20 protein-coding genes and 1 pseudogene are annotated in these 21,658 nt (G+C 49.1%); 11 read left to right on the top strand and 10 right to left on the bottom strand.

What is annotated here, in order from left to right; translation table 11 throughout:
* Window positions 1–129 precede the first annotated feature (129 nt).
* From HUN05_04900 to nadA, 3 genes are read left to right on the top strand one after another with little or no spacing between them, the layout of a single operon-like run.
* Complete coding sequence (locus HUN05_04900; GenBank protein WDP84568.1) at window positions 130–1,719, top strand: acyl--CoA ligase; 1,590 nt, start codon at window positions 130–132, stop codon at window positions 1,717–1,719.
* 13 nt (window positions 1,720–1,732) lie between these two features.
* On the top strand, window positions 1,733–2,389 hold the full coding sequence (locus HUN05_04895; protein WDP84567.1) for an outer membrane lipoprotein carrier protein LolA: 657 nt from the start codon (window positions 1,733–1,735) through the stop codon (window positions 2,387–2,389).
* Window positions 2,390–2,416: 27 nt separating this feature from the next.
* Window positions 2,417–3,310, top strand: a complete 894-nt coding sequence (gene nadA, locus HUN05_04890; protein WDP84566.1) for a quinolinate synthase NadA — start codon at window positions 2,417–2,419, stop codon at window positions 3,308–3,310.
* A 201-nt stretch (window positions 3,311–3,511) separates the two neighbouring features.
* On the opposite strand, the gene HUN05_04885 is transcribed toward nadA, so the two are convergent.
* The 3 genes from HUN05_04885 to radA are packed head-to-tail and all read right to left on the bottom strand — an operon-like array spanning window position 3,512 to window position 6,239.
* Complete coding sequence (locus tag HUN05_04885) at window positions 3,512–4,255, bottom strand: YebC/PmpR family DNA-binding transcriptional regulator (protein WDP84565.1); 744 nt, start codon at window positions 4,253–4,255, stop codon at window positions 3,512–3,514.
* A 9-nt stretch (window positions 4,256–4,264) separates the two neighbouring features.
* Complete coding sequence (locus HUN05_04880; protein ID WDP84564.1) at window positions 4,265–4,894, bottom strand: RlmE family RNA methyltransferase; 630 nt, start codon at window positions 4,892–4,894, stop codon at window positions 4,265–4,267.
* Entirely contained in the window at window positions 4,866–6,239 is a 1,374-nt protein-coding gene (gene radA, locus HUN05_04875) for a DNA repair protein RadA (protein ID WDP84563.1), read from the bottom strand. Before radA ends, HUN05_04880 begins: the two co-directional genes overlap by 29 nt.
* Window positions 6,240–6,435: 196 nt before the next feature.
* On the opposite strand from radA, the gene HUN05_04870 reads away from it, so the two are divergent.
* From HUN05_04870 to HUN05_04845, 6 genes are all read left to right on the top strand, one after another.
* Complete coding sequence (locus HUN05_04870; GenBank protein WDP84562.1) at window positions 6,436–7,176, top strand: FadR family transcriptional regulator; 741 nt, start codon at window positions 6,436–6,438, stop codon at window positions 7,174–7,176.
* Window positions 7,163–9,427, top strand: a complete 2,265-nt coding sequence (locus HUN05_04865; protein ID WDP84561.1) for a hypothetical protein — start codon at window positions 7,163–7,165, stop codon at window positions 9,425–9,427. Before HUN05_04870 ends, HUN05_04865 begins: the two co-directional genes overlap by 14 nt.
* The gene (locus tag HUN05_04860) at window positions 9,379–9,663 is read left to right on the top strand and encodes a hypothetical protein (protein ID WDP87930.1); all 285 of its coding nucleotides are present in this window, start codon (window positions 9,379–9,381) and stop codon (window positions 9,661–9,663) included. Before HUN05_04865 ends, HUN05_04860 begins: the two co-directional genes overlap by 49 nt.
* Window positions 9,650–10,672, top strand: a complete 1,023-nt coding sequence (locus HUN05_04855; protein ID WDP84560.1) for a glycyl-radical enzyme activating protein — start codon at window positions 9,650–9,652, stop codon at window positions 10,670–10,672. The genes HUN05_04860 and HUN05_04855 overlap by 14 nt, the downstream gene beginning before the upstream one ends.
* Window positions 10,669–11,508: a hypothetical protein gene (locus HUN05_04850; protein WDP84559.1), complete on the top strand. Its 840-nt coding sequence runs from the start codon at window positions 10,669–10,671 to the stop codon at window positions 11,506–11,508. The genes HUN05_04855 and HUN05_04850 overlap by 4 nt, the downstream gene beginning before the upstream one ends.
* Window positions 11,509–11,661: 153 nt before the next feature.
* Complete coding sequence (locus HUN05_04845) at window positions 11,662–12,567, top strand: DMT family transporter (protein ID WDP84558.1); 906 nt, start codon at window positions 11,662–11,664, stop codon at window positions 12,565–12,567.
* Between the two features lie 57 nt (window positions 12,568–12,624).
* Here HUN05_04845 and HUN05_04840 read toward each other — a convergent pair.
* From HUN05_04840 to HUN05_04825, 4 genes and pseudogenes are all read right to left on the bottom strand, one after another.
* Window positions 12,625–13,998, bottom strand: a pseudogene (locus HUN05_04840) (TrpB-like pyridoxal phosphate-dependent enzyme).
* Window positions 13,999–14,111: 113 nt separating this feature from the next.
* Window positions 14,112–14,714: a HAMP domain-containing histidine kinase gene (locus HUN05_04835; GenBank protein WDP84557.1), complete on the bottom strand. Its 603-nt coding sequence runs from the start codon at window positions 14,712–14,714 to the stop codon at window positions 14,112–14,114.
* Window positions 14,715–14,717: 3 nt separating this feature from the next.
* The gene (locus tag HUN05_04830) at window positions 14,718–15,404 is read right to left on the bottom strand and encodes a HAMP domain-containing protein (GenBank protein ID WDP84556.1); all 687 of its coding nucleotides are present in this window, start codon (window positions 15,402–15,404) and stop codon (window positions 14,718–14,720) included.
* A gap of 86 nt (window positions 15,405–15,490) precedes the next feature.
* Entirely contained in the window at window positions 15,491–15,898 is a 408-nt protein-coding gene (locus tag HUN05_04825) for a hypothetical protein (protein WDP84555.1), read from the bottom strand.
* A gap of 173 nt (window positions 15,899–16,071) precedes the next feature.
* On the opposite strand from HUN05_04825, the gene HUN05_04820 reads away from it, so the two are divergent.
* Both HUN05_04820 and HUN05_04815 read left to right on the top strand, forming a co-directional pair.
* Window positions 16,072–17,892 carry a YgiQ family radical SAM protein gene (locus tag HUN05_04820; GenBank protein WDP84554.1) on the top strand — a complete coding sequence of 607 codons (1,821 nt, stop codon included), beginning with the start codon at window positions 16,072–16,074 and terminating at the stop codon, window positions 17,890–17,892.
* An 87-nt stretch (window positions 17,893–17,979) separates the two neighbouring features.
* Window positions 17,980–18,684, top strand: a complete 705-nt coding sequence (locus HUN05_04815) for a FadR family transcriptional regulator (protein ID WDP84553.1) — start codon at window positions 17,980–17,982, stop codon at window positions 18,682–18,684.
* A 17-nt stretch (window positions 18,685–18,701) separates the two neighbouring features.
* Here HUN05_04815 and HUN05_04810 read toward each other — a convergent pair whose 3' ends face one another.
* From HUN05_04810 to HUN05_04800, 3 genes are all read right to left on the bottom strand, one after another.
* On the bottom strand, window positions 18,702–19,520 hold the full coding sequence (locus HUN05_04810) for an MBL fold metallo-hydrolase (GenBank protein WDP84552.1): 819 nt from the start codon (window positions 19,518–19,520) through the stop codon (window positions 18,702–18,704).
* 300 nt (window positions 19,521–19,820) lie between these two features.
* Window positions 19,821–20,111 carry a hypothetical protein gene (locus HUN05_04805; GenBank protein ID WDP84551.1) on the bottom strand — a complete coding sequence of 97 codons (291 nt, stop codon included), beginning with the start codon at window positions 20,109–20,111 and terminating at the stop codon, window positions 19,821–19,823.
* A 172-nt stretch (window positions 20,112–20,283) separates the two neighbouring features.
* Entirely contained in the window at window positions 20,284–21,570 is a 1,287-nt protein-coding gene (locus tag HUN05_04800) for a CDP-alcohol phosphatidyltransferase family protein (GenBank protein ID WDP84550.1), read from the bottom strand.
* Between the last annotated feature and the right edge of the window lie 88 nt (window positions 21,571–21,658).

Genomic DNA, 21,658 nt, shown 5'->3' with positions numbered 1-21,658 from the left:
TTGAGCCCTTGGGCTCAGCATCTATTTAGTGTTGAATATAATCCTGCCGTGGTCTATAGTGACCCGGCAGGATTTTTATTTGGCATACCACCGTAAGATTGTACTATTGATATAAGGGCCTGATTATAAATGATCATCACGGATATACTTGAACAAAACCATGAAAAATTCCCGGATAAAACAGCCCTGGTAGAGCGGATACCGGCCACGGGTCAGCGCAGTGAGATCACCTGGAAAGCGTTTGCCTCCCAAAGCATTCAAACCGCCAATGCCCTGTCCCAAAACGGGATAAAAAAAGGGGATAAGGTGGTTCAGCTCATGACCAATGCCATGGACTGGCTGCCCATTTATTTTGGCATCCTCCATACCGGTGCATGGGCCGTGCCCCTGAACTTCAGGTTTGAATCGGACAAGATCAGGCTCTGCACCCTGACCGCAGAAGCCCGGGCCTTTATTTTCGGCCCTGAATTCATCGACCGGATTGAGGCGGTCAAAGAAGATCTGGACAGGCATGTTGAGTTCTGGATCTTTACAGGCCCTGAACAAGACTGCCCGTCCTGGGCGTTGCCATACAAAACATTTATCCGAACCTCAGACCCTAAAACCTTGCCCGAGGTAGCCTTAGGTCCCCAGGACGAGGCAGCCCTCTATTTTACCTCAGGCACCACCGGCACCCCCAAGGCGGTCCTGCTCACCCATGAAAGCCTGATGCATGCCTGTCGTGTGGAAAATGCCCACCACAACCAGACCCATGAAGATGTTTTTTTGTGCATCCCGCCCCTCTATCATACCGGGGCCAAGATGCATTGGATGGGCTCTTTTCTCGTCGGAGGCAAATGCGTGCTCCTCAACGGGGTGAACCCCCAATGGATCATAGAAGCTATATCCGAAGAAAAATGCACCATTGTCTGGCTTTTAGTGCCCTGGGCCCATGACATCCTCATTGCGGTTGAAAATGGTCAAATCAATCTTGCAGATCACAGTCTTGACCAGTGGCGGCTCATGCATGCAGGGGCCCAGCCCGTTCCCCCAAGTCTGATTGAAAACTGGAAAAAATACTTTCCAGGCCAGGCCTATGACACCAATTACGGACTGACTGAATCATCAGGTCCCGGCTGCGTCCATCTTGGAATTGAAAATGCTGACCGTATCGGCCCCATCGGCATCCCCGGACACGGGTGGGAAGCCCAGATCATTGACAAGCAGGGCAACCCCCTGCCAGGGGGTGAATCCGGAGAACTCATTGTCAAAGGGGCCGGGGTGATGAAAGAATACTATAAAAATCCAGAGGCAACCGCCGGGGCCATAAAAGACGGGTGGCTCCACACAGGTGATATTGCAAGGTATGACAAGGACGGATTTATCTGGCTGGTGGACCGAAAAAAAGATATGATCATTTACGGAGGAGAAAATATCTTTCCCGTGGAAATTGAAAATTTTTTCCTCAACCATGAAAAAATCAAGGATATTGCCGTGATCGGAGTGCCTGACGAACGGCTGGGTGAATTGCCTGCCGGCATTGTCAGCATCAAGCCCAATGTCATGATGTGTGAACAGGATATCATCGATTTTCAGCAGACATTGCCCAGGTACAAGCAGCTCAAAAAGATATTTTTCGGTGATGTGCCCAGAAACCCCACCGGCAAAATTGAAAAACCCAAACTGCGCAGGATCTATGCTGACGATAAACGCAAAAACCTTGAAAAACTGCTCAAATAACCGGAGATTGACCATGGTATTTAGATTTTTGATCATGATTCTTTTGGCCGCAGGCCTTGGCCAGACAAGCCCGGTCAAGGCAGAGACCCTGCCGGAAGATCTAAAAGAGAGCCTGGTTACAGGCCTTGAAAAAACCTATGCCAACAAAAGCTTTTCAGCTGATTTTGAACAGGTGGCAAGGCTTACGGCACTGGACCTCACAGAGATTGCAACCGGAAAGGCCTGGTTCAGTCATCCAGGCAAAATGCGCTGGCGCTACGACACCCCGGATGTCCATGAAATCATCACCAACGGCACGACCCTGTGGATCTTTCGGCCCGAGGAAAACCAGGTCATGCAAGGCAGTGCCGCCCCTTTTTTCAAGGCCGGTGCAGGGGGCTCTTTTTTGTCGGACATCTCAAGAATCCGGAACAATTACAAGATCTCCTTAGGCAAAACCGACCCCAAGTTTGCCGAACTGATTCTCACCCCCAAAAAGGAAAATCCGGACTTAAAATCCATTGGCATCACCATTGATCTGCCAAGCCATCAGATTCAAATCGTGGCCACTGAAAACATCTATGGGGATACCACCCGGTTTTACTTCACCCATATTATTTTTGAAGATCCTGACCCTGATAATTTTTCCTTTACCCTTCCAGAGGGGGTCAGCATCATTGAAATGAACTGATTGATTGACACAAAAATAGGACAGACCATGGAAACAAAAATCAAACAGCTGGCCCGGGAAAAAAATGCCATTATCCTGGCCCATAACTACCAGCCCCAAGAGATTCAGGACATTGCCGACCTTTGCGGGGACAGTCTGGAAATGAGCATCCGTGCGGCAGCCACCAATGCCAAAATCATCATCTGCTGCGGGGTGAGGTTCATGGCCGAAACCGCGGCCATTCTCTGCCCCGATAAAACCGTGCTCATGCCCAACCCCGATGCCGGCTGCCCCATGGCCGACATGGTCACCCCAGAGGCTTTGACCGCCAGGAAAAAGGAGCTGGGCAATATCCCGGTGATCACCTATGTCAACTCGTCTGCCGCAGTCAAGGCCGCCTCGGATATCTGCTGCACCTCGGCCAATGTGGTCCAGGTGGTCAATGCCATGGATGCCGACCAAGTCTTGATGACCCCGGACAGGAACCTGGCACAATATGCTGCTGCACATACGGATAAAAAAGTCCATCTCTGGGAAGGGTTCTGCCCCTTTCACAACGATTTGACCGTGGAAGAGGTCATGGCAGCCAAAAAAGCCCACCCCCATGCCCTGTTTGTGGCCCACCCCGAATGCACGCCAAAGGTTCTGACGCTGGCCGACAGCATCCAGTCCACCTCGGGCATGATCCGGTTTGCAGGACAGAGCCGTGCAGAGCAGTTTATCCTCGGCACTGAAGTCGGCCTGCTCCATCCCATTTCCAAGGCCCATCCTAAAAAACAATTTTTCCCGGTGTCAGAAAAGCTGCTGTGCACGGATATGAAAAAAATCAGCCTTAAAGATATTTTAAACAGCCTGGAAAATCTCACAGGAACGATCATTGTGCCCAAAGATATCCGGGTCAAGGCCCTGGGCGCCGTTCAAAAAATGATCCATATGAAATAAGGGACAAATCATGGTATTGCTCCTGGCCACCAGGAAAACCCAAACCGTTAAAATTGAAATACCCTGGTGTCAATTTTTCCGCCAAGGCTGCAACACCCCTTTGAGATAAACGCACCTGAATTCAAACAAAATCGCCTGGAAACAAAAAAAGGAGCTGAAAAATCAGCTCCTTTTTTTATGCCAAATGTAAATTTTCTTTATCTAGATGGCCTCAAAGGCCTCATCAGGAATATCTGCATTGGTATAAAATTTCTGGATATCATCACAATCGTCCAGAGCATCCATAAACCGGATCATCTGTTCGGCTTCCTTGCCCGCGACTTCTGTCATGTTCTGGGGCAGCATGGTGATTTCGGCCATCTGGCAGGGTATTTCAGCACCATCAACCGCATCTTTTACCCCGTCAAAATCATCGGGCTCGGTGATAATCTCAAACACATCCCCCTCATCTTTGATATCTTCGGCACCGGCTTCCAGGGCAACTTCCATGAGGGTATCTTCGTCGGAATCTTCCTTGGACACGCAGATCAGCCCTTTTTTATCAAACATCCAGGCCACACAGCCGTCAGTTCCCACATTCCCTCCGGCCTTGTTAAAAATATAACGGACATCGGCAATGGTCCTGTTTTTATTGTCGGTAAGACATTCCACAAGCACGGCAACCCCGCCCGGGCCATAACCTTCATATACAATTTCTTCGTAGTTGACCCCTTCTAGATCTCCGGTTCCCTTTTTAATGGCCCGGTCAAAATTATCCTTGGGCATGTTCTGGGCCTTGGCCGCATTCAAGGCATGTCTTAAGCGCGGATTAGCCTCGGGATCCCCTCCGCCCATGCGGGCTGCCACGGTAATCTCCTTGATCAATTTGGTAAAGATTTTTCCCCGTTTTTTATCTGCCGCCCCTTTTTTGTGCTTGATGGTCGACCATTTACTATGTCCTGACATGGATCCTCCTTATTTTTTACCTTTTGCTATAATATATATTTCTTTACTCTGTTTTCTGCAACTTTCCGGCTTAAATATTTTACATTCCCTGAAAGAGGCTTTCACCTCTTTCTCGAACGCCTTGAATTCATTGCCCTGGAAAATTTTACAAACAAAATGTCCCTTTGCCCAAAGCGTTTTCAAGGCCGTGTCCAATGCCATACGACACAGTTCAAAAGACCTTAATGCATCCACGTCCTTACGCCCTGTGGTGGCCGGTGCCATATCACTCATCACCAGATCAAAGCCTTGAGCCTGCCCTAAAAATTGCGGATCTGCCAATGCCAGGATATTGTCCTGGACCGCTGTGACATTTTTGGGAAGCTTAATTTCAATGGCCTTTAAATCAATGCCCAACACTTGGCCATGATCTCCCACCTGTTTTGCCGCGTAAAGCATCCACGAGCCAGGTGCACACCCCAAATCCAGAATCCGATCTTTCTTTTTCATCACACAAAACTTTTTTTGAATCTCTTCAAGCTTGAAAATCGATCTTGCCGGATATCCTTGGGATTTGGCCTTCTGGGTCAGATGATCTGCCCACTGCCCCCCTTTACCGCCCTTTTTCCCCTTACCCTTCAAACAATACCTCCACAGCATCTTTTAAATAACGAATACTCTCAATGGTCATGCCCTTTACCTTTGACAACTGCTTTAGGGTTGAGGCCGGCACCAGACACCTCGTAAATCCCATTTTTGCCGCTTCCTTGATCCTTGCCTGGGCATGGCTCACCGCCCGAATTTCCCCTGTAAGCCCGACTTCCCCGATCAAAGTGGTCTCCTTGTGCACGGGCCTGTCCAGAAAACTTGAGGCCAAAGCTGCCGCAATGGCAAGGTCTGCACAAGGTTCTGCAATCCTGACCCCGCCGGTGACATTCATGAAAATATCAAGTCCTGAAAGGTTCATGCCAAGGCGTTTTTCCATGACCGCCACGATCAGGGCCACCCTGTGGTTGTCAAGCCCTAACACGGTCCTTCTAGGCGTACCCAACCCTGTGGTGGAGACCAGGCCCTGGATTTCCACGAGAATGGGCCGGCTGCCTTCCATACTGGCCGTGACCACGGATCCCGGCGCAATGGCAGACCGTTCTGACAAAAACACGGCAGAGGGATTGGGCACCTGGGTGAGACCCTGCTCTCTCATTTCAAACACCCCGATCTCGTTGGTAGACCCGAACCTGTTTTTTACCGCCCGAAGTATCCTGAAAATATGGCTTTTGTCCCCCTCAAAATAGAGCACGGTATCCACCATATGCTCCATGATTCTGGGACCTGCAATGGCCCCGACCTTGGTCACATGACCCACCAGGAAAATGGGCGTTCCAGAAGTTTTGGCCAGGCGCATGAACTGCATGGCTGCTTCCCTGATCTGGGCCACGCTTCCCGGGGTGGAGGTGATATCCGGATGGAATACGGTCTGGATTGAATCAATGACCACCGCATCGTAGGCATCCTTGTCCGCCATGGCCAGAATGGCATCCAAATCCGTCTCAGAGACCACAAACAAGGAGGAACAAGAGGAGTCCAGACGCTGCCCCCGCATGGAAAGCTGGCTGACGGATTCCTCACCCGAAACATAGAGGCATTTTTTTCCGGCCTTTGACAGGGTGGACAAAACCTGAAGCATGAGGGTGGATTTACCAATGCCCGGATCCCCGCCGATAAGCACAAGAGACCCGTCCACAATCCCCCCCCCAAGCACCCGGTCAAACTCGGTGATCGAAGTTTTCAAGCGCAAGGACTGGGTCACATCCACAGAATCAATGGGCACCGGCTTTGCCGCAAAAGCAGGTCTTGCAGCGCCGGCTTTGCCCGGTGTCCTCGGCAGAATCTTTTCTTCGACCAGAGAATCCCAGTCCCCGCATTCCGGGCACTGGCCCAGCCATTTAGGGGTCTGCCCCCCGCAAGACCGGCACCGGTATATGGTTTTATCCTTTTTCTTCACGCCCTTGTAATTTCCGCTGTTAAAAGTTGAAAAATCGAATGAATATACCATTTAAGAGAATTTCTATCAAGATACCCCAAAAAACCATTGCCGGAAGTTCTCTTTCAAAGGCAGAGACCTGAAGTTTTTTCTTGACTTTTAAGACCGTATTTCTCATAGTGGTATTACCACCAGCCAAAATTTATAGGAAAAAATCATGATCAAACCCATTCAGAGTTCAAGCCTTCGAGATCTTTTTATCCAGGATTTTGAAAAACTGATATTTTCAGGATACTTTAAAATTGGTGAAAAACTGCCTCCGGAAAGAGAGCTTGCCCAAAAGATGGGGGTGAGCCGTCCGGTGGTTCACGAGGGACTTGTGGACCTTGTATCCAAAGGGCTTGTCACCATGGTCCCGAGAAAAGGGTCTGTCATTAACGACTACCGAAAACAAGGCTCCTTGTTTGTTTTGACCACCTTGTTTGAATACGGAGAGGGCCAGGTCTCTGAAAAACTATTAAATTCGGTTCTGGACATGCGCCTGCTCTTTGAGGTGGAAAATGCAAGCCTGGCCGCCCAAAAAAGGAACCAGGACCATTTATCTCAATTTGAGGCCCTGCTTGACCGGGAAAAAAAGATGAACCCAAAAGAAAAACAAAGGGTGGCCCAACTGGATTTTGAATTTCACCATCTGTTGGCCATGGCATCGGACAACCTGATCTACCCCCTGCTTCTCAATTCCATGAAACAATTTTACATCAGCATCTCTGTAAAATTCTTTTCAGACCATAGCCTTGTGCCCGAGGTCTTCGGATTCCATACCCGCCTGGTCCGGGCCATTGCAGATCAAAACGAGGACAAGGCCAAAACCATTATGAAGGATATGCTCAGCCACGGGGAAAGCCATCTTCGAAAATTCATAGACCAATCAAAAGCGGGGGCCCATGAATCCAATTAAAAAAAAGAACCGGAAAACAAAACAAAATTCACAGAGGATCCAATGGCTGAAAGACTATTACTTCAAAGGGAACCAAAGAAAATGGAATAACGAGTATACGGCCTGGACCACGGGCACGCCCTGGGACCTCCAATACCATGAGTTTACCTATTATATTGTGCCGGAGACCTATTTGATGTTTGACGTTATGAAGGGGGGCTATGCCCAGGCCTCAAGGCCGGTTCCCCTTGGAAAAAACTTTTTTGACAAAAGCATTGCCGAACGGCGGGCCCTTTTTGTCAAAGAGGTGATGGTCAATCACCTGCCCCAGGAAATTTTGCCGGGCGATCTCATTGCAGGGGGCCGGTTTAATATCATGACCTCCATGTGCCTGACCCAAAAAGAACAAACCGCCTATAATAAACGAATCCTTGGCAAAAACGGGATCAGGGCAAAGGTCAAGTGGTTTCATGATCATGGATACGGCAATGCCGGCGCGACCAGCGGCCATCTTGTACCCGGCCATGAAAAAGCCTTGAAACTGGGATGGAAGGGCATTCACCAGGAAATATCCACCCGGTTGGACCAGATCCCTCCGGCCCAAAAATCCGGTCCGGCAGCCGCCCAGCTTCGGGCCATGAAAACCGCAAGCCTGATGCCAAAGGAGTTGGCCCAAAAATACAGCGCCCTCTGCATGGATCTTGCCGAAAAAGAAAAAAAAGAAAGCCGCAAAACAGAACTTGTCCAGATGGCAGAAAATCTTTGCCAGGTGCCCTGGGTACCTGCTCAGAATTTCTGGGAAGCGGTCCAGGCCCTGTGGATGAACCATATGCTCATCATGAGCGACGAAAACTATCCCGGCCCCGGAGTCTCTTTGGGCCGGATGGACCAATACCTGCTCCCCTATTGGGAAATATCAAAGGCTGCGGGCATGGACAGGGAATTTGCAAAGGAAATCCTCAAATGCTTCTGGATCCACTGCAACACAGCCTATGACGCCACCATCCGCTGCGGCAACCAGGGAATTACCGCAGGCTACGGCCAGCTGGTCACCCTGGGCGGCATGGGCCAAAACGGCCGGGATATGACCAATGAACTGACCTTCATGATCCTTGAGGTCATTGACGAGATGTCCCCCATTTTAGAGCCCAAACCCAATGTCAGGCTCCACCAAAACAGTTCTGAAAAGCTCTATGACCAATGCATTGACATGATCAGCAAAAGCCAGGGCGCCCCCTTTCTTTTAAACTTTGACGAACGGTCCATGGCCGGGATGCTCCTCCAGGGACAAAAAGGAAGGATCCCAAATCTCATCCATGATAAAAATGTCCATGACTATGCCCCGGTCGGGTGTCTTGAAAACACCATGGTGGGCAATGACAGGTCCGGCACCGTGGACAACAATTTAAACCTGCTCAAGGCAGTGGAGCTTGTCCTGGCCCGGGGAAAAGATCTGATTGCCTATATCGATCCTGTGACCGGGAAAACAGAAAAAATCAAACAGGACGGACCTGACACGGGAGACCCAAACTCGTTTCACAGCTTTGAACAATTTATGGAGGCCTTTGAAACCCAGATGGCCCATATTGTCAGCCAATGTGTCGATCTTTATGAATTATCAGAATCCCTGCGCCACGATTATTTTGCCACCCCTTATTTATCCTGCCTGGTTCAAGGCTGTATGGAAAAAGCCACAGACATCACAAGAGGGGGAGCACAGATCAGTTTTACCACCATGGAGGCCGTGACCTATGCCACCACTGTGGACTCTCTTTTAGCCATAAAACACCTGGTCTTTAATAAAAAAGAATGCACCATGTCCCAGATGGTCCAGGCCTTAAAAGCCAATTGGAAGGGGTATGAAGTCCTCCAGGCCAAGGCCAAAAACCGGGCCCCGAAATACGGCCGGGATGATGACAAGGCAGATGATTTGGCAAGACAGGTCATGAAAATCTTCTGCAAAGAGACCTGGAAGCATAAAACCCTTTCCACCCACCGGCAGTTCCGGCCGGGCATGCTCTCCTGGAATTACTGGGCAGGGGACAGCCATGTTATGGCGGCCAGTGCAGACGGAAGAAAACAAGGACAATTTCTCTCCAATGCCATCTGTCCTTCAAACGGGGCGGACATCAACGGCCCCACAGCCAATTCAAATTCAGTGGGCAAGGTGCTGGGCGGTAAAAAAAAGGTACAAAAAACGATTTCTAAGCCTTTGTCAACGACCTGCCCAACGGGGCCTCCCACACCATCACCTTTAACCCCTCCCTTTTAAAAGATCCGGACCACAAGAAAAAATTCAAAGCCTTTTTAAAGGGATATAATAAAAACGGGGGCACGGCCCTTCAGATCAATATGCTGGATCCTGAAATGCTCAAGGATGCCCAGAAAAACCCCAAGGATCACCGCCACCTTCTGGTCAGGATCACAGGGTATAATGCCTATTTCACCAGCATCGGGAAAGAGCTTCAGGACGAGGTCATCAAACGGATCAGCCATGGTCAATTCTAATACCGCCCCAAAACAATCCCTGGAAAAAAAGAGCCTAGGCATTTTAGGGCGGGTGCTCGAAATCCAGAGAATGTCCACGGAAGACGGTCCTGGCCTGCGCACCACGGTCTTTCTCAAGGGATGCCCCCTGGCCTGCCGCTGGTGCCATAACCCGGAAAGCATTTCACCCGCCCCCCAGATCGTCTGGCATTCTTCAGGCTGTATCGGCTGTAAGATCTGCGTGGAGACCTGCCGGCAGAATGCATTGGCCTTAGACCCTGACGGCATGGTCATCAACCGCGAACGTTGTCTCTCCTGCGGTGAATGTGCCGAACATTGCCCCACCCTTTCCATGGAGATTCTGGGCAAAGACTGGAGAGCCCATGACCTGGTGGCTGAACTGGTCAAGGACAGGGCCTATTTTGAAACCTCCGATGGAGGGGTCACCCTTTCGGGAGGAAAGGCCACGTTTCAGCATAAATTCCTTGGAAATCTGCTGGAGCAGCTTCAGGCCCGGGGAATTCATACGGCATTGGATACCTGCGGCCAGGTCTCTTTTGATATTCTGGAACGATTGATGGACCATATTGATCTTCTGCTTTTTGACATCAAAGAGATTGATCCTGTTCTGCACAAAAAATTCACCGGAACAGACAACAAAAAAATTCTTGGGAATCTCAGACGATTACCGGATCTTTTGCAGAGAACAAATACAGATCTTTGGATCAGAACCCCGATTATTCCCGAAACCACAGACAGGGAAGAAAACATCCAAGGCATCGGCCAATTTATCATGAATCACCTGGGCGGTGCGGTTTCCAGGTGGGAATTATGCGCCTTTAATCCCCTGGGCAAAAGCAAGTATAAAGCGCTGGGGCGATCCTGGATCTATGAAAACAGCCTGCCCATTGAAAAAACCAGAATGAAAAAACTTAAAGAAACGGCTATCCAGTCCGGGATAAACAAAAAAATAGTATTTTCCACAGGACCCATGGGAGAAACCCAGAATAAAGAGGAGATTATGGAATGAAACATCGCTTTAATGCCTTTGACATGAACACCATGGCCCCCATGGAGAAAATCGGGCTCTGCGCCACCCAAACCCTTGAAGGCAAACCCCATATCACCTTTATCAATTCTCTGATGGCCATGGACGACACCTGCATGACCCTTGGACAATTTATCAGGGGAAACAGCAAGTATTATCTTACAAAAAATCCCAAAGCGGCATTTTTTATTCTCGCAGGGCAGGCTAAAAAATTCTGGACCGGAAAGATGTGCTGGACAGGCAAAAAAGACCAGGGGCCTGAACTTGAAACCTATAAAAATTTCCCCCTGCAACGATATAACGCCTATTTCCCCATCCACCGGGTGCATTATTTTGATCTTGTTGAAACCACGGCTGCAACCTCCCTGCCGGTATTAAAACTTGGATGGTATTCCCTGCTCACCCCCTTTTTAAAAGGCCAATCCCCAGCCACCCCCATGGATGCCCCCTTAACCTCTTATGGCAAAAAAATGCTTACCAGCCCCTTGAGTCTTAAATTCTTGTCCATCATTGAAGAAGACGGGTTCCCATGCCTGATTCCATTTATCCCCTGCCGAGTTGAGGGTCTGAGTAAACTTCTTTTCCCGGCCGGAGCCCTGGGAAAAAAAAGCATCCCTGAACATACAGAGGTGGCCGTATTCGGGCTGAAAACCACCCTGGAATCTGTTCTGGTACGGGGAAAATTTACAGGCATGAAACAAAAACACGGAATCAAAACAGGAGAGGTTGACATTGACTGGGTATACAACTCCATGCCCCCCAATGCAGGACAGATTTATCCGCCCACGCCCTTGAAACCGGTGACCGTTTTTGAATAAAAAAAGGGCTTGTAAATAGGATCTGAAATCTTTGTTCTTGTAATCTGACACATTCTCATCTAACAATGAACGGTTTGAAATTTGTCTTAACCATGGGGAAAGCCCCTTTTCTGCATTGTTTGAGAAGAATCAAATTTTTGCCTGGAGTCTGACATGCCATATACAGGCGAAATGATTGCCATTGCCACGGTTGTCTGCTGGACCATCAGCGCCCAATTGTTCGGTGCTGCCTCCAAGCGGGTAGGCTCCACCCCTGTCAATATTGTCAGGATCTTCGCGGCCCTGGTCTTGTTCGGGGCCTATCAGTTTTTTAAGACCGGAAATATTATTCCCTGCAATTTTCCTGAACGCGCCTGGATCTATTTGAGCCTGTCGGGAGTGGTGGGCTTTTTTTTGGGAGATATCTGCCTGTTCAAGGCCCTGGTGGAATTAGGGCCGAGACTTGCCCTGCTCTTGTTCAGCCTTGCCGCTCCCATGGCAGCCATTCTCGGCTGGGCATTTTTATCAGATATCTACCTGCCCCTTCAATGGATTGGAATACTCATCACCCTGGCCGGGGTCGGTATGGTGATCCTTGAAAAAAAGGACCCCGAAAAAACCAATGACCCAAAAATCAATGTAAAAGGAATATTTTGGGGTCTCGGCGCCATGCTGGGCCAGGCAGTCGGATATGTGTTGAGCAAAACCGGCATGCAGACCCAGGAGGGTTTTTTAGATCCTTTTGCCGCCACCCAGGTCCGTGCCATTGCCGCCTTTGCCTGTTCTGCCCTCCTCTTTACCCTGACCCGAGAATGGGGACGGGTCAGCATGGCATTAAAGGATAAAAAAGCGTTCACCTATACTCTCACAGGCTCAATCATCGGCCCTTTTCTCGGGGTCTCCCTCTCCCTTTTAGTGCTCCACTACCTCACCACCGGGGTGGCCTCCACCTTTTTATCCATGAGCCCGGTCTGTATTATTCCCTTTTCCATTTACATCCACAAGGAAAAGGTCTCTTTGCGGGCATTTGCAGGCGCTGTGATTGCTGTTGCAGGCATCGGGCTATTAATGGGATCCTGAAAAAAGACCCGGCCAGCCCCCCATGTGACCGGCCGGAAATAAAAACGGGCTGGTGGATTAAATTTTGGGTATGGGATGGCCCTCAAGACTGACCTTCCTGGATTCCTCCACATCCTGGGCAGAGAGGGCAATATCCTGAAGCTCGCCTGCCATGAATTTTTCATACCCGTTAAGGTCCATGAGGCCGTGGCCGGAAAGGTTGAACACAATGGTCTTTTTTTTGCCCTCTTGTTTGGCCTGGTTGGCGCTTCGTATGGCCGCTGCCACGGCATGGCAGGTTTCAGAGGCCACCAGCAATCCTTCGGTCCGGGCAAAGAGAAGCCCGGCCTCATAGCATTCAAGCTGTTTAACGGCAATGGGATCCATGAGCCCTGCCTCCACCGCATGGGAAACCAAAGGCGCCATGCCGTGGTAACGCAGACCGCCCGCATGGATGGGGGCCGGGATAAATTTATGTCCCAGAGAATGCATGGGCAGCATGGGGGTCATCTTGGCCACATCCCCGTGGTCATAGGAAAAAGGTGTGGCCGTGAGCGTGGGACAGGAGGCCGGTTCCACCGGTATAATCTCAATGTCCGCCCCGTGAATCTTGTCGTAGACAAAGGGAAAGGCAAGGCCGGCAAAATTAGAGCCCCCGCCGGCACAGCCGATAATGGTATCCACCTAGTCAATCCCCGCCTTTTTGAGCTGCTTTTTGGTTTCCAGGCCGATGATGGTCTGGTGAAGCATCACATGGTTGAGCACAGATCCCAACGAATACCGGGTCAGACCGGTTTCATCCCCCACGGCCGCCTCAATGGCCTCTGAAATGGCAATGCCCAGGGATCCCGGGGTGTCGGGCATACGTTCTAAAATCTCTCTGCCCACCTGGGTGTCAGGGGAGGGACTTGGCACACACTCTCCGCCCCAGGTCTGCATGAGCACCTTTCTAAAGGGTTTTTGGTCAAAGCTGACCCTGACCATGAAAACCTTGCACTCCATCCCCAAAAGGGCGCATGAATAGGAAAGGGCAGATCCCCATTGGCCGGCACCGGTTTCGGTGGTCAACCGTTTGATACCGAACTCCTTGTTATACCAGGCCTGGGCCACAGCGGTATTGGGCTTGTGACTTCCGACAGGGGAAACACTTTCGTTTTTATAAAATATCTTTGCCGGGGTGTCCAAGGCCTTTTCCAGGGCAAAGGCCCTGTGAAGGGGAGAGGTCCGCCACCGGTACAAAAGATCAAGAATGCCTTCGGGAATATCAATCCATCTGTCCTGGGACATTTCCTGTTCAATGAGGTTCATGGGAAATACAGCCGCCAGCATCTCCGGGCTGATGGGATTACCGTCCTGGCCCAGAGGCGGATTGATCGTCCCGGGCAGGTCTGCGGCTAAATTGTACCATTGGCGGGGAATTTCATCTTCGCTTAAAAAAATTTTCGTCTGCATGATTTCGCTCTCCCTCAAGGTTAGAGATTCCAGGGGATTGCCCCTGCTTTGTTTCTATATTTAGAAACAGATAATGTCAACCCCAAGCTTGGAAAAATCAAAAAGGGAAAGTGTCAGGCGGCGGGAAGGTGGATGATAAACCGTGCGCCTTTGCCCACAGGTTTGGTGGTATAAAAGGGTTCAAAAATGCGTTTGCGGCCCCCCTCTTCCATGCCAGGCCCGTTGTCCTGAATTTCCACGACAACTTCGGATTGTCCTTTGAATATCCTGAGAATCAGCTTGGGAGCCGGCCGGTCTTCATCTGTGCGAATCTCCTGAATGGCCTCGGCACAATTTTTAAGAATATTGAAAAAAAACTGCTGGATTTTACTGGCTTCACACGAAACCCGGGGCAGATCCTGGTCATAGACCCGTTCAATTTCTATCCGTTTAAAATCATACTTTTTCTTGAGATCATAATCACTTTTGGCCAATTCAACGGAAAGGTCCAGGATGTCTGAAATATCATGAAAGGATTTGCCCGCATAATCTTTTCGCGAAAAGCTAAGCATGTTCTGGACAATCTGGGAGGCCCTGACCCCGGCATGATGGATGGATTCCAACTGGCGGGTAATCCCCCTGTCCGACATAAAGGTCCGGATGGCCTCAAGGTTGGTTCCCACGGCCCTGGCCGCCTCAACACTGGCCGGTATATCCTGGGTAATCCGTTGAAGCACAACTTAAGCATTCTGCATCATCCCGGCCAAGGGGTTATTGATTTCATGGGCCATGCCGGCAGCCAGCCCGCCCACGGACATCATTTTTTCCGACTGAACCACCATCTGTTCCATCTTCACATGCTCGGTCACGTCATCCACCCGGATCACAGCGCCTTCCACGTACTTTGAAATTAAAGGATAAACCGCGATATCCTCATATACCATGACCGTGCCAATGGATCTGGGCTGTCTGGGCTGAAGATAAATCTGCCGATCCTCAATGGCGGCCAGAATATTTTTTCTGAGCGGCTCAAACGCCGGAATCACGTCAAGCAACCGTTTTCCCACGGCTTGATTTGCTGACACACGGGTCAACTCCCGGGCTCTATCATTCCAATGGATAATGTTTAAATCCGAATCCAGGCTGACCACCATGGAAGGCATGGAGTTGATAATGGTATCCATATATTCTTTGGTGGTTTTCAACCTAACAGATGTTTTTTCATGGCGCTTGATTTCAGACTCAAGGGAGTTGACCTTTTCCCTGACCGCATCCCGCATCGTAAGAAGGTTCACAGCCAAAGCCCCAAGTTCATCTTTTCGCCGGACAGAAATAGGATAATCCAGATCTCCTCTGGCAATCTGTTCTGATCCTTTTTGAAGCTCTTTTAAGGGACGGACAAACCGTAAAACAAGAACAAATGACATGACAAAGGCCAAAATAAGGTCCAGAACCAAAATTTGCCAGAGAATGGACTGCTTTAACAGGGCCTGCCGGGTTTTGAGCAGCCGGGTTATGGCAATGAGTTCAAGCTGGCCGATCTGTTCCTTTTTAAAAAGAATGGGTACTGGACCACTTTGGACTCAACATCCTTAAGCTTGTACCCCTTGCCGGCGCTCATATAGGGTTCATTCAGGTCCCGGATAATGATCTTGATGATTTCGGGTTTGTTCAAGGCCGCCTTGACAATCACCTGGCAGGTTTCATCGTCGAAATTAAACAACGCCGTGGAAAGGCTTGCAGACAATTGGGCGGCTTCATTTGCCAGTTTCTTATTCAGCTCAGCTTCCAGGGCAATGGTGTTGGTTTTAATCTGATACAGCCCAAACCCCATGAGGACCAGGGTAGGAATTCCAAGAATAATCAGACTGAACTGAACTGAAAGACTTCTCAGGCTGAGCCCGTCTTTTTTTGGTTGCATGGTGCTGTTTTCCGGTATTGGTGCACTTAAATTGAAGTTGGCCCATTCTAAACATACCCATATCAAAAAGCAACACCTGTTTTCTTCCCATGGCCCGCAATACATTGTATTCCACAGTTTTTCCTGTTATGATGACAGCTTAAATTCAACCCAAACTAAACCTTAAGAGTGTCATGTTCCTTCCCACCACTTCTGAAGAACTGCAAAAATCAGGCATTGACCAGCTGGATATTATTCTGGTTACAGGGGATGCCTATATTGACTCGCCCTTTATGGGTGTCAGCCTTGTGGGGCGGATGCTCGAATCAAAGGGATTTTCCGTGGGCATTATTGCCCAGCCCTGCCTTGATACGGACAAAGATATTTCCCGACTGGGAGAACCCCGGCTGTTCTGGGGAATCACGGCAGGTGCCGTGGATTCCATGGTGGCCAATTATACGGCATCCAAAAAAAGACGCAAACAAGATGATTACACCCCCGGAGGAACCAACAACAAGCGTCCTGACAGGGCCACCATTGTATATACCAACCTGGTCAGACACTATTTCAAACCCACCGCACCCATTGTGCTCGGCGGTATTGAGGCAAGTCTGCGCCGGATTGCCCACTATGATTTCTGGTCCAATAAAATAAGGCGCTCTATTTTATTGGATACCAAGGCAGACTATCTTTTATTTGGAATGGCTCACAAGGGCATTGTCAGCCTGGCCCGGGCATTGAAACGAAAAGCTGAGGCAGACCATACCCCTGATTTACAAATTGAAGATGAAATCAGAGAAATCCCCGGGATCGGGTATGTCAGCAACACCCCCGAAGGCATTTGCCTGCCCTCCTTTGAAGAGGTGTCAGCAGACAAGGATCTTTATATTCAAAGTTTTATGACCTTTTATGCCAACACTGAGCCCTCAACCGCCATGACCATAAGCCAGGCCCATGCAAACCGGTTCATCGTCCTCAATCCCCCGGCCCAGGTCTCTTCCACCCAAGAGATGGATGCCATGCATGACCTTAAATTCCAAAGGGATCTTCACCCCTACTACAAGGCCCAGGGCAGCGTCAGGGCCCTGGAAACCATCCGGTTTTCCATCCCCACCCACTACGGATGTTACGGAGAGTGTAACTTCTGCGCCATCACCGTCCACCAAGGCAGAACGGTAAGCTTTCGAAGCAAGGCATCCATTCTAGCCGAAGCCAAAAAAATGACAGAAGACAAAGATTTTAAAGGATACATCTTTGATCTTGGCGGGCCCACGGCAAACATGTACGGATATGAGTGCAAAAAAAAGCTGAAAAAGGGGGCATGTTCGGACCGGCGGTGCCTGTTTCCCTCCCCCTGTCCTTCGCTTAAACCGGATCACACACCCCAGATGGCGCTGCTTTCAGCCATTGAACGCCTGCCGAAAATCAAAAAGGTGTTTATCAACTCAGGTATCCGGTACGATCTTATCCTTCAGGATACAAAAAAAGGGCATGCCTATTTAAAACAATTGGTTCAATCCCATGTTTCAGGCCAGATGAAAATCGCGCCAGAACATACCCAGCCCCGGGTGCTTTCCCTCATGGGCAAACAGACCGTCAATGATCTTCTGGCCTTTAAAGATGAATTTTACCAGATCAATTCATCCCTTGGGAAAAAACAATTTCTCACCTATTACCTCATTGCGGCCCATCCCGGATGCACAGCAGAGGATATGAGGCTTTTGAAAAAATTCACCCGGGAAAAACTTAAAACCAGTCCGGAACAGGTCCAGATCTTCACCCCGACCCCCTCTACCTTTTCCACTCTCATGTATTACACTGAAAAAAATCCCTTTACAATGGATCCCCTTTTTGTGGAAAAAGATCCAAGGGCCAAGGAGAAACAAAAACAGGTGATCACGGCAAAACCCAAACGGTATACCGGGCCGAAAAAGAAACACACCCACCCCACCCCCCTTGGAAAAAACCCCAAAAAAGATAAAGGCGGGCCTGATTGGAAGCCAAACCACTTATGAATTGACATAAAACGATTTAGATGTTTTAAAACACTAACGATTTTACCATTGTTATTCAGAAGACAGGATCAACAACAAAGGCACTCCATGTTTAAAAAAGCAAAGCAAAGCAGGGTATTCCAGGATGTGGTTGAACAGATTCAGGATGCGATTCTAAGCGGGAAACTTGAACCCGGCACCCGGCTGCCGGCAGAACGGGAGCTCAAGGATACCTTCAACACCAGCAGGGGAACTCTGAGGGAAGCCTTGCGGGTGCTTGAACAAAAAGGACTCATCGAAATTAAGTTAGGTGTGGCAGGCGGTGCCATTGTCAAACAAATTGATGCAGAACCTGTGATGCAGTCCCTGGCCCTGCTGATCCGGTCCGGGGATGTCTCTTTGGACCATCTGGCTGAATTTCGAATCAAAATCGAGGGCAGCATTGTGGAGCTTGCCGCCCAACGGGCCACAAAACAAGATATCCAGGCCATGGAAGACCTTTACCGCCAGGCCAAAGCCAACTATGAACAGGGAGATTGGGAAATTTTCCTAAAAACAGACGAAGCCATGCACGCCTATCTGGGCACCATGTCCAGGAACCCGATGTTCCAATTTCTCCAGCAGAGTGTCCATGACAATATCCATAACTATTATGAGTATTATCTGCCCATGAACCAGGAAAGGACCCTGGAAAATCTAAAAGATTTTAAAAAAATCATCGCATCCATCAAGGCCAGGGATGGTAAAACCGCATCCATCCAGATCATGGACCATGTTCAGCGCTTTAATAAAAAAATGACCAAAAAAATTTAGCCCAAGCACATTTTGCATCAATGTCCCTGGTAATGGCGGATGCAGGATTTCACCCCGTTCATCATACTCACGTTTCCAAAACAAAAAAGCTTGGTAAACCAATCCTCTTCAAGGCAGAGTCTTGAAAAAATCTCTTTTTCGCCAGCCCCCTTGAGAAACAATTCAATCACCCCGCCATAAAAATTTTCTAAAAATTCCAACTTGGCTTTCAAATGGGACTGCCCTTTTTGGGACCTGGGATTGTGACAGCACAACAGCTGGTCAAAATCCAGTTCCAGCAATTTTTTCAAAGACCCAATCTGGGCCTTGATATCTTCATCTGCCCTGAAAAATTTAATCCGGTCCCCCAGGTAAAGATCCCCTGAAAAGACAATGCCCTGGTCTGGCAGAAAATAGGCGGTATGATCCCGGCTGTGCCCGGGCGTGGGAACGGGAATCATGGGGCCCAAACTCGTATCAATGGTCCTGGGCAAGTCAAGGACAGGCACAGGCGAGCTCCTGCCCCAGACATATTTCTGGTAGGGCAGAATTTTATACCCTTTTTTCAGCTTCTTTCTTGTATATGGATGACCATAGACCCGGGCGACTGTGGCCTTTTGAATCAGGGCGGCATTGCCGGAATGATCTTCATGGTGGTGGGTTAAAAATATGGTTTCCACCTGTTGTGACCCTGCAATTTCAAGGACCTCCTGTCCCATATGGGCCTGTCCCGTATCCAAAAAAAGATGGTCAAACGCATAAAAATAAACCGACATCAAAGGCGGGCCCGCCAGAGACCAGCCCAGGTGATATCCCTTGATCTTTTCTCCAAACTCATATGATTTGCAGATCCGCATCCTTTATTTTTTCCTTATTTTTGGTCTGCCTCGATTCTGTCTTGGATATCCTTAAAAATGGCCAAAACCAGAAAAACCTGGTTTCGGCCATACCCGCGTGGCCATATGGGTTATTGGTTTTCAACCTCAAGAACCACAGGAATTTTACTGCCTTGAACGCCGCGGCTTGTTTTCACCGCCGCATAGAACGCAGGCGGTTCCATGCCCTTTTTCACACGGAGACTGGTATTGCAGGACAAGCCCTGTCCGATTTTTTTAAACCCAGTCCTTTGTTTTGAATACCAGATCACAGTACCCCGATCAGGTAAAATCCACGGCGGGCTCAACAATATCAAAGGGCTTGTCCGCACCTTCGGGCAGGGGAGCCTCTTGAGAACTGAAATCTACAGCAGAATTCCACCAGGCCATTTTAATAGTGGGCTTGCCTATCGAGTCGCTCATCCCTGTGGACCCGGACATTTTGGTGGTGGCAGCAGGTTTTGAAAATTGCCTGGACCAATGACTGTTGTCAGATGCAAAACCATTCGCACAAAGGCCGAAGACAAATAAGAACAGAGAAACAAACAAGAAAACAGACAGACGAAAGCTCATTTTATCTCCTTATGATAGATCAGCGTCAATTCACTGCGAAAATAAGACTACCATTAAATCCATGAAAATCTACAGCTTTTTTAGGTATTTCAAATTTTATTTCTGATCTGATTGCAAATGATGACTCCATTTGCCATGGAGCCTGTAAATTTTATACCATAAAGATACGGGATCAGTTTCTCTGGGCCCAAATCCGGCCGGCCACCAGATAAAAAAGAATGGATCCTAAAATCAAATACCCAAACATCTGGACATTCTGGGTTTTAAAAATAAAGGCCAGGGCAACAATGATTGAGGCTGAAATAAGAAAAAATACCGGTTTGGGAATCTGTTTTAAAATCACCCGTCCAAAATGGGCAAACCGGATATGACTGACCATCAGCAGGGTTGACACCCCGGTAAATATCCATAAAAAAAGGGTATTGGCCACAAGAGAGGCCCCAAGGACAATCAGAGCACCGGCAGGGCTGGGCAGCCCGTTAAAAATACCTGTGGGCAGATCGGTCTGATGTTTATCCTTGACCACAAACCGGACCAGGCGGAAGGCCACGGCAAAAATAAAGACCAGGGCAAAGACCCAGGCAAACTCCCCCCCCTTTTGAAAGACCACATAGGCAGGGGCCAGTCCAAAACTGACAAAATCAGCAATATCATCCAGATAGGGACCGTATTTGGTCCCCCCGTGCTTGAGGGCCATCCGCCCGTCAAAAAGATCAAACAGCTGTCCCATGATGACAATACAAATGGCCCAGGCAAAAGAGTGATAATAGGTTAAGACCAGGGCAATGGCACCGCAGCAGAAGTTGAGCATGGACAGGATATCGGCATAGAGACGGTTGGGAATAAATTTAAACACCATGGAGGTGGCGGAAAGAATAATGCAGCCCATGAGCACCCCGTCTGCAATGTTGAGCATCTCCGGGTTGGCATCCACCAGGGCAGAAAAAATAACAAGGGAAAAACAGATCATGGCCTTGATTTTCCCAAAGTTATTGGCCGCACCCGAGACATTGAGCCAGCCGAGGATTTTCCGGGCAAAAAACTGACCAACCAGCTCTATGATCACCAGCACCCAAACCAGATCAATCGATAAAATCCCGGTATAGGCAAACCCGATCATGGGGGGCAGATAGGTGAGTTTATCGCACAACGGATCCAGCCACTCCCCCAACCTGGAGACCAGGTTAAGCTGTCTTGCCACCACACCGTCGGCTCCGTCAAGGATGGCGGCAAAGCTGAAAATAAAAATGGCAACCGCTTGATAGGCCGTAAAAAAATAAAGGACAAACCCCAAAAGAGCCATGGCGGTCCGCCAATAACAAATTGCATTGGGATGCATCAGCCACAGGTGTGACAGGATAAAATTTTGCATGTACTTCTTTTTAACCACCTGGGAAAACCAGATAAAAAAAATGGTTCCCAAGGCAGCTGAAGCCGAGATCAACAAAAGTCTTTCCATTGTATGCCTCTATTTTTACTCTCTTGTTTTATTGCACCACCTCAGGTGCAGCTACCGTCTCAATTCCAGGGGTTTTATCATCTTCACC

It is taken from the genome of Desulfobacter sp. (assembly GCA_028768545.1).
Taxonomy (GTDB): Bacteria; Desulfobacterota; Desulfobacteria; order Desulfobacterales; family Desulfobacteraceae; genus Desulfobacter.
Note: the sequence above shows the minus strand (reverse complement) of the source record. Positions and strands in the feature narration are given on the sequence as shown.